The organism is Niallia sp. 03133, from assembly GCF_052663225.1.
In genome coordinates this window covers 196,169-209,587 of the sequence record NZ_JBQTCY010000002.1, presented here as the reverse complement: position 1 = coordinate 209,587, position 13,419 = coordinate 196,169, and the positions used below count along the sequence as shown (strand labels likewise).

At 32.2% G+C, this 13,419-nt stretch carries 14 protein-coding genes; 10 read left to right on the top strand and 4 right to left on the bottom strand.

Annotation, left to right across the window (positions count from 1 at the left end; genetic code table 11):
* The first annotated feature begins 259 nt into the window (after positions 1-259).
* From ACTYBU_RS03445 to ACTYBU_RS03415, 7 genes are all read left to right on the top strand, one after another.
* Positions 260-778 carry a PepSY domain-containing protein gene (locus ACTYBU_RS03445; protein ID WP_445487179.1) on the top strand — a complete coding sequence of 173 codons (519 nt, stop codon included), beginning with the start codon at positions 260-262 and terminating at the stop codon, positions 776-778.
* 111 nt (positions 779-889) lie between these two features.
* The gene (locus ACTYBU_RS03440) at positions 890-1,414 is read left to right on the top strand and encodes a peroxiredoxin family protein (protein ID WP_445487178.1); all 525 of its coding nucleotides are present in this window, start codon (positions 890-892) and stop codon (positions 1,412-1,414) included.
* A gap of 194 nt (positions 1,415-1,608) precedes the next feature.
* Positions 1,609-1,752 carry an FbpB family small basic protein gene (locus ACTYBU_RS03435; protein WP_445487176.1) on the top strand — a complete coding sequence of 48 codons (144 nt, stop codon included), beginning with the start codon at positions 1,609-1,611 and terminating at the stop codon, positions 1,750-1,752.
* A gap of 212 nt (positions 1,753-1,964) precedes the next feature.
* Positions 1,965-2,108 (top strand): acid-soluble spore protein N, encoded by a 144-nt coding sequence (locus tag ACTYBU_RS03430; protein WP_445487175.1) that lies wholly within the window; start codon positions 1,965-1,967, stop codon positions 2,106-2,108.
* A 141-nt stretch (positions 2,109-2,249) separates the two neighbouring features.
* Entirely contained in the window at positions 2,250-4,577 is a 2,328-nt protein-coding gene (locus ACTYBU_RS03425; protein WP_445487173.1) for an AAA family ATPase, read from the top strand.
* Between the two features lie 47 nt (positions 4,578-4,624).
* Complete coding sequence (locus ACTYBU_RS03420) at positions 4,625-5,062, top strand: acyl-CoA thioesterase (RefSeq protein ID WP_445487171.1); 438 nt, start codon at positions 4,625-4,627, stop codon at positions 5,060-5,062.
* A 77-nt stretch (positions 5,063-5,139) separates the two neighbouring features.
* Positions 5,140-5,427 carry a hypothetical protein gene (locus ACTYBU_RS03415; RefSeq protein ID WP_445487169.1) on the top strand — a complete coding sequence of 96 codons (288 nt, stop codon included), beginning with the start codon at positions 5,140-5,142 and terminating at the stop codon, positions 5,425-5,427.
* 125 nt (positions 5,428-5,552) lie between these two features.
* Here the strand turns inward: ACTYBU_RS03415 and ACTYBU_RS03410 are convergent, their stop codons facing one another.
* Both ACTYBU_RS03410 and ACTYBU_RS03405 read right to left on the bottom strand, forming a co-directional pair.
* Positions 5,553-5,846 carry a HesB/YadR/YfhF family protein gene (locus tag ACTYBU_RS03410; RefSeq protein WP_445487168.1) on the bottom strand — a complete coding sequence of 98 codons (294 nt, stop codon included), beginning with the start codon at positions 5,844-5,846 and terminating at the stop codon, positions 5,553-5,555.
* 185 nt (positions 5,847-6,031) lie between these two features.
* Complete coding sequence (locus ACTYBU_RS03405) at positions 6,032-7,162, bottom strand: CapA family protein (protein WP_445487167.1); 1,131 nt, start codon at positions 7,160-7,162, stop codon at positions 6,032-6,034.
* Positions 7,163-7,677: 515 nt separating this feature from the next.
* Here ACTYBU_RS03405 and ACTYBU_RS03400 point away from each other — a divergent pair.
* Entirely contained in the window at positions 7,678-8,976 is a 1,299-nt protein-coding gene (locus ACTYBU_RS03400; protein ID WP_445487166.1) for a protoglobin domain-containing protein, read from the top strand.
* A 210-nt stretch (positions 8,977-9,186) separates the two neighbouring features.
* Here ACTYBU_RS03400 and ACTYBU_RS03395 read toward each other — a convergent pair whose 3' ends face one another.
* On the bottom strand, positions 9,187-10,290 hold the full coding sequence (locus tag ACTYBU_RS03395; protein WP_445487165.1) for an ATP-binding protein: 1,104 nt from the start codon (positions 10,288-10,290) through the stop codon (positions 9,187-9,189).
* Between the two features lie 805 nt (positions 10,291-11,095).
* Positions 11,096-11,686, bottom strand: a complete 591-nt coding sequence (gene plsY / locus ACTYBU_RS03390) for a glycerol-3-phosphate 1-O-acyltransferase PlsY (RefSeq protein ID WP_445487163.1) — start codon at positions 11,684-11,686, stop codon at positions 11,096-11,098.
* A 141-nt stretch (positions 11,687-11,827) separates the two neighbouring features.
* Here plsY and ACTYBU_RS03385 point away from each other — a divergent pair, with 141 nt between their 5' ends.
* Positions 11,828-12,073, top strand: coding sequence for a type B 50S ribosomal protein L31 (locus tag ACTYBU_RS03385; protein WP_445487161.1), 246 nt, complete (start codon positions 11,828-11,830; stop codon positions 12,071-12,073).
* Between the two features lie 487 nt (positions 12,074-12,560).
* Positions 12,561-12,881 (top strand): phospholipase D-like domain-containing protein, encoded by a 321-nt coding sequence (locus ACTYBU_RS03380; protein WP_445487159.1) that lies wholly within the window; start codon positions 12,561-12,563, stop codon positions 12,879-12,881.
* The last annotated feature ends 538 nt before the right edge of the window (positions 12,882-13,419 follow it).

Genomic DNA, 13,419 nt, shown 5'->3' with positions numbered 1-13,419 from the left:
AGCCTGTGAAAACGTCGTTCTGACCAACATCCTGTTGCCCGCTGCTCCTCGAAAAGGGTCGTTCTTTGATAGATAAACGTTTTCAATCAGCCTGAATTTTTGCAGCCTTACTTTTTCGACACTCTGAAGAGGATTAGTATAAATCCTCTTTTTTCTATGCAAAGTGTTCTCAAATTCTCAGCAATTTCTCATTTTTCTACTTCTTTCATCTCATTTTTCAAAGGTAAGATAATGGTATAGAAAAAAGGAGGAATAAAATATGAAAAATAATTGGAGGAAAATTAGCATAGGAATTGCTGCTATTGTTATGATTAGCGTAGCTGCATTTTATATAGGAAAGGAATCTTCAAGTCCACTCTCAGAAAATTCTTTCGTAAATCCAACCACAATTTCGGTTGCGGAAGCTAAAAAATTAGCTCAAGAAAGTACAAATAAGAACATAGAAGAAGTTGATTTAGAAGTAAATCCAAATGGTGAAAAAATATACCAAGTGGAATTTCAAGATAATGTTATTAATCAAGATAAGGACGATGAAGTTTATATAAATGCCGATACAGGCAAGATAACTACAAAAAAAGCAATGAAAGAAAATATAAAAATTACAGTGGAACAAGCAAAACAAATAGCCTTAAAGAAGGCAGCAGGAACAATAGAAGAAATTGAACTGGATGAAGAAGCTGGTTTATATTTTTATGACCTTGAAGTAATTCAAAAAAATGGGAAAAATGTGGGCATGGAAATATCAGCAGAAACAGGTAAAATCATTTATATAGATTAAAACGAAGGCAACAGTGTAGCAGCTGTTGCTTTTTAAATGTAATTTTACGCATCCAAACGAAAATAGATTAAAAAAAATCAAGTAAAGATAAAGTCAATTGGTTATTATATTATGGAAGAACAATTTGAAAGGAACGAAATGATGATAAAAAAAATGATGTGCTTAAGTATATTCAGTATATTGTTAATGGGTCATAATGTAAAAGCAGCCCAAAATGATGCAAAAGAAATAGAAGTTGGCGATAAGGCTCCTGATTTTACATTAAATAATCTTGCGGGTAAAACTATTAGATTATCTGATTTTCAAGGGAAAATAGTCATGTTGAATTTTTGGGCCACATGGTGTCCTCCTTGTAAAAAAGAAATGCCTATTATTCAGCAGTTTAATAAAGAAAAACATGAAGATGTTGTTATTTTAGCAGTAAATATAGATGGGAAGGAAGATGTATTTGATTTTGTTCAGAATATGCAATTAACATTCCCCATTTTATTAGATGATAAAGATAAGGTAAATGAATTGTATAAGATAATCACTATACCCACTACTTTTTTTATTGATGAGAAGGGAATTATACAGCATAAATTTTATTCGGCAATGCCGTTGGAAATAATGAAAGAATTTACAAAAAAACAATGAAAGCGTTTGCTAATTTAATTGAAATAAGTTATAATAAAACAGAAGTGATAGTAGTTTATATTTAGTTATCTTAATTTTCTGAATTAGCTTATAGTTCTAAAAAATAATTAGAAGATAAATTTTTCGAAAAATTGTAATAATTAAAAGAGTTATTGGAAAAGATAAACAATAACCTATTAGAAGGAGTAAAATTAATGAGAAAACCACGTAAACGTTCATTTCAAGAATTGGTTGCAGAAAACAAACTTCAACTATTAAGAGATAGGGAAGCAATTGAAAAGTTAGAAGAAAGACTAGAAGAAAGACTTGGTAAAAAATTATTAAAAGAGGTTCGATAGTAAGCTGTTTAGGCTGTGCTCTATTGAATGCCTATTAGGATGCTCATTTACTTATATGAATAATTTCGCCGCTTAGAAGACTTCAAGATCTGAAAAATGCAAACGTTTTCTATCAATCGGATGTTTGAGAAAATAATCTACACTGTAAGTAAGTTATTTCCATCTATTATCTTTTATTCTTTGCGTACAATAAGAAGGAAGGAGATGATATGATGGGCAATCCTAAAAAAGACAGCAAACATTTTGTTCCTAGTCATATTGGAACGCAATCTAAAGGTTTTGGTGGAAATAAGGGGAAACAAATGCAAGATAAATCTGGTCAACATCCTCAAGTTATCCAAACAAAAGGCGAATGAAAAAAAGCTCTCGTTTGAAATAGAAACGAGAGCTTTTTATGATCTTTAATATCTTTCATATTAATTAACGAACGAATAGGAATATGGTAGTATAAGGTGAATGCTAATACATAAGAATATGGATAGAGTGATGTGAACGATATGAATATAGAAAACAAAAAAAATCAAAGTTTGGATTCAGAAATCCAACAAATTGAAATAGATTATTTTGAAAAAGGAATAAAGATAAAAGAAGAAAAATTATTGCAGATAATTTCTACTTTAGATGAAATAAATAACGGAAAAGAGATATCCGCGTTATTAACAGTTGCTGCTTTGGCAAGAATGGAAAAAAAAGATCAAGATACCGTTGCCGTTGCATGGTTGAATAAGGCACAGCAATTAAATCCAGGCAACAAAAAAGCGGCAAATTATTTATCTCAGCATGATTGGCAGAATTACCGTAATCTTCTTCAAGATTTGGCGTTTCCTTCTATAAGAGAAACCGATAATCGAACAGCAAAACGAAAAGTAGCAGAACAATATATAACCATATGCAGAAAGTTTCTAAACGATAGAGAAGAGGATATGGAAAAGCTGGAGTCACAATTTACAGCTGCAAAAGGATTTAGCAATCTATCTTCTATTAGTAGATATCAAGAAATCATTGCACTTTTAAAAAAAATAATTATTAAAACATCCGAGTTATTAAAATCTGCTGAAGAATATGAAGAATCAATCAGTGGAGTTTTCCATACTTCTGTTTATTATGAAAGTGTAAAAAAAATATTAGAAGAACTAAATGCTTACAAGCAAGAATGGAATCAGCTATTTATCGAAGATGCAAATGAAGAGAAACTCCAATCTTCCTTAGAAGAATTACAGCAAATGATCGGATTAAAAAAGGTTAAAAAAAGAGTAAAAGATTTTTACCGTTTTTTAAAATATCAAAATTCGCGAAAAAATTTAGGATTTACGATTCAAGATGAATTAAGCTTAAATATGATTTTTACAGGAAATCCTGGCACGGGAAAAACAACATTAGCCCGGTTGTTAGCTAATATTTATTTTGAGTTAGGAGTACTGCCAAGCAGCGAAGTGGTAGAGGTGGATCGTTCCCAATTAATTGGCGGTTTTATGGGGCAAACAGAAGAAAATGTACGTTCCATTGTAAAACAAGCATTAGGTGGAGTGCTTTTTATTGATGAAGCATACAGTTTAAAAAGAGACGGCCAATCAGGAAATGATTATGGACAAGCAGCAATTGATACATTAGTGTCTTTAATGACTGGATCTGAGTTCGGCGGAAAATTTGCTGTAATATTAGCTGGCTATCCTGAAGAAATGAGACAATTTTTAGATAGCAATCACGGATTAAGAAGCCGATTCCCGACTTCTAATTTGATCGATCTTCCTAATTATTCAAAAGAAGAGTTATTGGAAATCGGTGAAAAAATTGCAAGGGACAACGATTATGTTATTACAGAAAGAGGTAAACAAGAACTGATAAAAAGATTGGAGAAAGAAGAGGTTGACGAAAGCTTCGGCAATGCTCGAGCAGTTAAAAATATAGTGCTTGATGCTATATTCAAAAAAGGCTCTCAAAGCACCAATTCCGATCATATTTTAATGTATACTCTTTTAGATAAAGAAGATTTTGAACTTAAAGAAATGGAAGAATCGGAGAATCCTGCAGAAGAATTAGAAGGTTTGATTGGGTTAACAGCAGTAAAAGCAGAAATCAAAAAAATGATTGCCTTTTTGAAAATGCAGAATTTAAGACGCGAAAAGGGACAAACGATCCTGCCTATTCAGTTGCACGCAGTGTTTACTGGAAACCCGGGAACAGGAAAAACAACAGTGGCTAAACTATATGCTCAATTTTTAAAGGATTGCGGCATGTTAAAAAGAGGACATTTGATCATAACAAGCAGAGCTGATCTAGTAGCAGGTTATGTAGGTCAATCAGCAATGAAAACAAAAAAGAAGATCAAAGAAGCTCTTGGCGGAGTTTTATTTATTGATGAAGCATATTCCTTAATAAATGGATCTAATCAAGACTTTGGCAAAGAAGTAATAGATACTTTAGTAATGGAAATGACAAAGCATAATGAAAATTTAGTAGTAATTTTAGCAGGCTACCCAAATGAAACGGAAGAATTATTAAAAAGCAATCCTGGTTTAAAATCTCGTTTTAAAAAATATATTCATTTCGAAGATTACACGTCGCTAGAATTAATTGACATAATGAAAACGTATGCTACTATTTATGACTATATAATATCCGAAGAAGGTATTGCCTATTTAGTGAAAGAGCTAAATACGATTTCTACCGGTGGTAATGGACGGTTTGCGACTAATTTAATCGATGAAGCGGTGCAATTGCAGGCATTACGTATAATTGAGGAAAAGGAAGAAAAAGAAGGTTTATACAACGTACTTTCGGAAACAGACTTGCGTAATGCAATCTCTCTTTTCACAAATAAATAATTTGGTGCTCTTCCTTTGTACACTTAATAATGGAGGTTCAAAAGTAAATGAATAATGAGTTTGTTTCAACAAGAGAAATACAATTGTATTATGCGGATACAGATATGATGGGTGTTATCTATCATGCCAACTATCTGAAATTTTTTGAATTGGGTAGAGGAGGACTAATAGAAGACCTTGGTTTTAGTTATGTCGAAATGGAAAAAAAAGGATATTTTGCCCCTGTATATGATATACAAGCAACCTATAAAAAACCTTTGCGGTACGGAGATAAAGCATTTGTAAATACATGGGTGGAACGAAATGATGGTTTAAAAACAACATACGGATATAGAGTGGAAAAAGAAGGAGGAGACGTATGTGTGGAAGGTACTTCTACTCATATTATTGTAGGAAAAGAGAGCTTTAAACCAAAATCTTTTAAGAGATGCTTTCCTGAATGGTTTCATAAATATGAAGAAATAAAAAAATCCCCTGTTAAATAGTTGGATCTCTCTTGATTATTCTAAACTTTTTGTTTAATGAAGATTTATGGTGCAAAAAACACAAGGGAGAGTAAAAAATGGCTTTTGGAATAAAAAAGAAAGAACTGCTGGCATGGAAAAAGCAAATTGATAATGGAGAGATTGCCTTCTTAACTCATTATTGGCTAGATGATCGATTTCCAGAAAGTAAAACCGTCACAAAGGTTGGCTGTTCAGACATGGAAAAATTAATCAAATGGGGGCAAAACTACGGACTAAAAAAAGAATGGATTCATAAAAGAAAAGATGGCTATTCTCATTTTGACTTACTTGGAAACATACAAAAAGAAATTTTAAATAAAGAAGGAATTATAATAAAACTATAACTACTAATGCCCTCCATTATCAGAATGGAGGGCATTAGTAGTTTTCATATTAATAACCGATTTAGGGAACCAAAACATTACTACAGAGTGGAAAGAAATCCCTACGTTGCTGTTTCTTTTTATAGTTATTTTTCCGTATATTGATATTCCGGCTCATTTGCATCAGCGTTAAATTCTGCATATAAATCATTACCATCAAAATACCATAAATCTTTTTCTTCAATATAATACTGAATTCCATTTTTATTTGTACTTACACCTATATTTATCGGTTCCTCATTGGAAATGCCAAGGGAAAAACCTTGTTGAACAGTACTGCATCCGCCATAACGAGCAAAAAATCGAACATAGTCTCCGTCCTTTAACAACATTTCATCTTTATACCAAGATGCTGCTTTATCGCTAATAAAAATCTTCATGCAGTGCTCACCTCGTTTTCTTTCGTGTATTTGGCTGCGTCTTAAATAGGGTTTACATTGCAAACAAAATATTTATTTTTATTCCGTAATGGGATGAAGAGTAGCCATATATTTATTATAAAACAAACCTTTTTTTTATGCGACTATATGAATTGAATTATTTCTACAAGCCTAAAAAACATCGGCTATTTTAATTTTCCAAGCATATGATCCATTGTTTCTTTATAAACGTTATGTGCGTTCTTTAGCCCCGCTTGTTCTGCCTCCTTTAAAGGGAAGAGTTTGTAATCTTTATCTTGATGGCTAAATGCATAAGTAGGATAAAAGCTAGGATTTTCTAATTGAATATTCGTTTTTCCATTTTCAATCGATTTTTTAACTTTTACAGATGCCATGCCACCTATATTACGATAAGCTTCATCTTGTCCTGATAAAAAATTGCCCAAAGAATAAACAACCAGCGCTTTTTCACCTTGCTTATTATACAGCCATTTCATTGGCTGTAATACATGTGGATGCCCACCAAATACAATATTGACCCCTTGATCCACTAAAAATTGTGCTAAGTCCTCTTGTTCCTTTGATGGAAATCGTTGGTATTCAATTCCCCAGTGAATCCCCATTACGATAATATCCGCTTTTTGTTTGGCAGTTGAAATTTCCTTTTTCATTTTCTGTTTATCAATTATGTTGATCATAAACTTTTTGTTCTCCGGAATGGGAATTCCATTTGTACCATAAGTGTAGGATAAAAAAGCAACCTTCACGCCATTTCTTTCTAAAACTCTTATTGTTTGCTGATCTTTTTTGTTTAAAAAGGTGCCAACATAGGGTAATTTTATTTTTCTTAAATAAGTCAACGATTTAAACTGCGCATCTGCTCCTCGATCCAAAGCATGATTATTTGCTGTAGTCACGATGTTTACTCCAGCATCTTTTATGGCATCAGCAATTTCATGTGGGCTATTAAAAGAAGGATAGCTGGATAAACCAATACTTTCTCCGGCAACAATTGTTTCTTGATTTGCCATTAATAAATCAGGCTGATGCAATTGGTCTTTTACGTTTTTTAGCATTGGTTTAAAGTCATACTTATGATGATTATTTCGTGCATCCTTGTAAACACGGTCATGAATAAGAATATCACCTACTGCAGCTATTGAAATAGATTGCTCATATTTTTTAGGAGTAATACCAATTTGTTTTGTTGGTTGATTGATATTAATGTTTTCATGTGAGAAAAAGTTATTTTTAAACAATATAAATAATAAGATAGCAATACTAAAACCAGCAAAGAAGAGTAACTTTTTTTTCATTATTTTCTCCTAATAAACAAGTATTTTTCATATGCGAAATTTGGAAAACCTATATATGTAAACTTCATTTTCTTAAACTTACAAGAAAATTCAGCTTCTTACTTTATGAACATTACCGGCAGTATTTTTTTCACTGTTGGAGTTTCAATTAATAGAATAACAAAAAACAGTGCTTAATTCGACTTTTTCCGCAATATCCCTTATTTTTGTTAGCAAAAAGAAAAAGCTAGCTTATCTCTTATTTTGGGTTTATAAAAAGATAGAAGGAAAAAATATAAAAAAGATGCAAGAAAAAAACTCTTGCAAACTAAGGATATAACTAGCTATTAATTGATAAAAATTATGTTGACAAAATAATTATCGGAACTTATTCTAATAAATATGACAATAGCAACAATCTACATATAATTCGCAGAATATTTCGATAAAAACGATATATGTCGAATTTTGAGTATGTTTAGTATAATCTGTCAATTTATAACTAGAATAGTTTTTTTAAGAGAAGAGGAAATTAATTGAAATTATGGACTGGAAAAGGCACAACGAAATTTGCATTTTTTTTTAATGAAAAGGACCATGCAGGCAAGATACATAGTATGAATCCACAAATTGTTCAGCAATTAGCATTGATTAATCTTACCGAAAATGATTTGGGAATTTTAAAAGCATTTCAACCAATTGTTAAAAATGAAATTGATCGAATAGTGAACACCTTTTATAACACCATTTTAAGTGTGGACGAATTAAATACTATTATTAATAAACATAGTAGAGTAGAGAATCTGCAAAAAACGTTAAAAAAGCATATTATCGATTTATTTGAAGGAATAATTGATGATGCTTTTATTGAAGTAAGGCTTAAAGTTGCTAACATGCATTTTATGATTGGGCTGCAGCCTCGATTTTATTTATCCGCTTTTCAAAATGTCCAAAATGCAATTATAAATATCCTTTATGAAAAAATTCAAAATGAACAAGAAAGAAACTGCATCATTCAGGCTGTTCTAAAAATTATCAATTTTGAACAGCAGCTAGTTATTGAAGCCTATGAAGAGAAGAATTTACAGGAAAAAGAAATCATCCATAAAAAAATGAAGGAAGAATTAAAAGCACAAATTCTTATCACTAGTGATGAATTATTATTACTTAGTGAAGAAACAAAAATAGCTGTTATTTCTTTACTCTCGAATAGTGAACAGGCAAGGATGTTGATGGCTTCAAGCAATGAACAAATTTTACAGTCAAAGGATTATGCTAATGTTGGTCAAAAAGAAATGAGTTCGCTCAATACTAGTATTCAGCAAATATCCATGCATACGAAACATGTCGAAGAAAAAATACAATCATTTTCCTCTTCCTTAAGTAAGATTACATTGTTTGTGCGAAAAGTGCATAATATTGCTGATCAAACCAATTTATTATCATTAAATTCGGCAATTGAAGCTGCTCGGGCTGGCGAACATGGCAGGGGATTTGCAGTTGTTGCAAATGAAGTTCGTAAATTAGCGGAGCAAACAAAAGAATCTATCAAAGAAATTAACGGTCTCGTTATGACATTAAATGAATCGATGAAGGATGTTTCACAAAGTATTGAAAAAGTAAAAGAGGTAGTGCAGGATGGGGAGGAAGTTTCAAAAACTACTTTTAATACTTTTAATAAAATCATATCTTCTGTACAAGAGAGTACAAAAGGGGTTGCAATTGTTGAAGAAAAAATGGAGCATGTAGGAAAGGCTATGGAAGAAATTGATGTCTCTACCATCAAAGTGACAGAATCTGCAAAATTGCTAAATGAACGTGCAAACAACTTTTAATAAGTGTTTGGCTAGAGTAACAGTGAAGAGCAGGAAGTTCAAATAATCGAAATTTTTTTAGTAAAAGATAAGCAAGGTTTTATACAAAATAAAGTAAATAAAACCTTGCCGATAAATTTTTACATGCTTAATTTAGGTTTTACAGTTAACCTGTTATGATAAAAATAAAGAGTATAATTCCGATTTGATTACAGCTTGTGTATATAAATATTATGATAGCTTCATAGAATGGGGAAGTTCTACATAAAAGGTTGTGCCGCTATTTACTTCACTTTCAGCGTATAGTCTACCCCCGAAATCTTCCACAATCTTTTTGCAAACACTTAATCCGATTCCCGTTCCTGTTCCTTTTGTCGTAAAAAAAGGATTAAACAGTTTTTCTAAACCTTGCTCACTAATTCCACAGCCGTTATCTTCCACCATAATGATCACATTAGTATTCGTTAAGATTGTAGTTGCATGTATTTTTCCAGCTTTTTGGTGGAGACTTTCTTCAATAGCTTCAAAAGCATTTTTTATAATATTAACTAAAACCTGTTTTAATTGTTTTTCATTAAAATAAACATATGGTGACTTATCTGTTAAGTCTCTTATAATCGTGATATTTTTCATGGCAGATTCACTTTCAAATAATGTACAAATGTCATTAATAAGCATGTTAATAGAAATATGCTCCCAGTTGTTTTCTTTTGGTTTAGAGGCATTTAAAAAATCAAAAATAATGTCGTTGGCCCTGTCTATCTCTTCCAAAGCAATCTCCGCATATCGCTCTTTTTTAATTTCTATCAGATGTGGTTTAATCAATTGTATAAATCCTTTAACAGTTGTTAATGGATTACGAATTTCATGGGCAATGCCTGCTGCTAATTTCCCGATGTTTTTACTGTAATCATTAGAGAGAGCCAGTTCTCGAAACGTGTTAATCGTTTGACGGAAAAAATTCTTTTGTTCGTTCATATGATGATGGAATTCAAGTAGTTGATTCTTAATTTGGTCGGATAATTTTTCCACATCTTGATCTTGTTTCTTTAAGGGGAAGCAAAACAAATGGTATAAATGTTCCTCTTTTTGTTTATAGATGCGATAGTAGGATTCATATTGATTAACAGGTAGCTGAACGAATAATTCTATTTCATTATTATCGCTTTCTAAAAAACAAGAAAATTCGTCTATATCTGTACACAGATAATCAGCAAAGCTTAATGAATTTAATGGAAGGGAGTTAGAAATAGATGTATGAATGATTTCCAGATCTTGATTGATTAAAAAGTATGGAAAAGGAAGCTTTTCTACTGTATTTGTTAATAAGTTCATAAAAGATACCATCCTTTAAAAAGATAAGTTTTACAACAGGCTGTCTACAAATGCCCGCTTATTTCGTTGCTCCGCTTTTCGCATGTTCCGTGCCCGCTTTTAGAGACTGCATTTTTATGTGTATCTGTTAGTAAAGTATTTTCGAAAAAAGTTTCAGCATTTAACAGTCTATCCCTCTATTAATGGGCAGTAACCCCTTTATCTCTATGCATGAGGGATTAGAAGTAGAAAGAATAAAGGCGGGAAGAAACTTGTCAGGAAAAACGCAGTAAAATCAATAGTTGAAATGAGACGATTGATTTTTGTTAGAGCTTCAATTCTTCCCTTATCAAACCTCTATTTTACCTGCCATTTTGTTTTCAATACAATGACCATTTAATCATTAAAGTTTATGACGAAATAAATCATGATATGTCAAATTTCTTAAAAATTTGCTGATTTAAAAAGAAAGAATTTTTAATTTGTATCTATGTGATAAAATAATCGGCAATTAATAAATTTATCATACAAAATATTCCACTCTTATTTCAATATTTTCCTTTTATTTACCTAGTAATATTTATACAGTTATTTTTTAAAAAGAGTGTTTATATGAAAATTCCTTTTTTTTAATGAATTTTAAATAGATCTATAAAAAAGGGGTTGTCCCAACGCTGTTTGGGACAACCCCTTTTTAGAAGGCAAAAAAGCATAAAATAGTAATGTTTGACATTATTCAGCTCGGTATCTATAGATGCGCTGGCTGCTTAGTTAGTGTATTTTTGCCAAACGACTTTCATACTTTCTCTGGTTTCGTTTTCCCTTCTTACAGCCATTTTATTTTTGGTTCCGTTTTATTGACAATGCGAGCAACATTTGCCCGATGTCTATAAATAACAAAAATAGTCAAAATGGCTAAAATAGTGATTAAAAGTTTATCATCCCATAAAATCAGGGAATAAATCAATCCAGCTGCACCTGCTGTCATTGATGACAAGGACACGTATTTTGAAAGATATAAAGTAATAAAAAATACAAAAATAATAAATAAAAACAGTAATGGTTCGTGGCCTAACAAAATACCAGCAGAAGTGGCAACTGCTTTTCCACCTTTAAAGCCTGCAAAAATTGGATACATATGTCCTATAACAGCAAAAACACCAAATACCAATGGGTTAACTGATGTATCGAGTGAAAATAAAAGTGGCAATAGTGTTGCTAACGTACCTTTTAAAATATCAGAAAAGGTAACAGCAAATCCTGCTTTTTTTCCAAGTGTACGGAAAGTATTGGTACCGCCTAAGTTTCCGCTGCCGTGTTCCCTTATATCGATGCCGTAAAATACTTTCCCTATTATTAACCCAGAAGGAATTGACCCAATTAAATAGGCTAATACAAATAATAATCCAGTAATCAAAACAAACTCTCCTTCGTTCTATGTATTATGCAAGTTTATTGTAACATGTATTTGTAAAATCTCCGCATTTTTTCTGAAATAAAATCACATTATTTGAAAACCGTAATCATTTCGTTTAATATTAAGTGTGAGGTGATAAAAATGAAACAAAATATCCATGCAGATTACCAGCAAGTTCTATTTTTAGATACCGTCAGCGGTTATACCTTCCTAAGTGGATCGACAAAAAGTTCGAATGAAACAAGGGAGTGGAATGATGGAAAAGTGTATCCAGTCATAAAGGTGGAAGTAAGCTCAGATACACATCCGTTTTATACTGGGCGCCAAAAATTTGGCGAATCAGGAGGACGGGCAGAGAAGTTTTTAAAAAAATATCAATTAATATAATGACAAAGTGAGCAGCTCCTATTTATTTGGAGCTGCTTGCTTTTTTGCTATTTTTATCCTACTCTTAACGGGCAGTAAGACCCAATGTCATCAAGCGAAACTTCAAAAAAAAAGGAAAATTAGCAACTAAATAGGAAGTAAGGATTTTCGTTCTGTTCTCCGAGGCTTACCGCTCGCTTTCCACGGGGCGAGCGCCGAGCCTCCTCGTCGCTTTGCTCCTGTGGGGTCTCGTCTGTCTCGCTATTCCCGTAGGAGTCGAGCGGACACCTCTCCAAACAAATGGGTATTTCTTTTAATAGGGGGATCCAATAATTAGGATCTTAAAAAAGGCAATAAGATGCCCGGGGTATGTTTTCCTAATTTTCACATACCCTTAATATCCTATTTTATTTTAAATTCTATAATGCCGCTTTTTGATTCAATCCATTTTTATAATATTGAATTTCCTGCCTATACCGAAACAAAGGAAAAAAAGTCTGATCAATAAGTGCATTTATTAACGGAAGGTAAAATTCCGAAAAGTGTATTAGCCAGTATAAATAATTCGAAAAAAGATGATACCATTTGGATTGGCATGTTATATCTTGCCGATCGAAAAGTAGTTGATGCTTTAAAATTTGCAGCAGAACGAAAGGTTAATATTCGTATTATTTTAGATCCAAATCAAAATTCATTCGGAAATAAAAAAGCAGGTTTACCTAATATACCTGTTGCTGCCGAATTAATGAGATTACATAATTCCCATTTGAAAATTAAATGGTACAACACAGGTGAAGAACAATTTCTTACAAAAATGATGATGGTTTAGGGCAAAAAAATATCTACGATTATAAGTGGATCGGCTAATTTTACACGCAGAAATTTATATGATCTTAATTTAGAAACAGATATTCAAATCACAGCTGCTAACGAGTCGCCAATAATAAAGTAGGTAAATCGATACTTTCTAACCTTATGGAGTAATATCGGAGGAGAGTTTACAAGAGAATATGAAAGCGGAGACAATACCCCTGTTTTTCGATATATACTCTATCGCCTGCAAAGACTGCTTTGGTTTACAACGTATTAAATATCTAAAAAAGAAAAGTAATTAATGTTACAATGGAAGGTAATAAAGTGAACCTTTCCATCAGTGGGGGTTTTCTTCATCCCCCACTGGTGGTTAGTTGTGTTCCACAGGATGTGGATCACACAAACGAAGACATAAGGACGTGGCGAACTTAGTTTGTGTACCTCTATCAGATCATTACGGGCAGTTATCCCCCACCTAGCTTCCTCGATTTCTCAGCATCTTGAGGTTGCCCGTTAAGAGTGGGATAAAATATTGCATAAAGGAATGAAGTTTG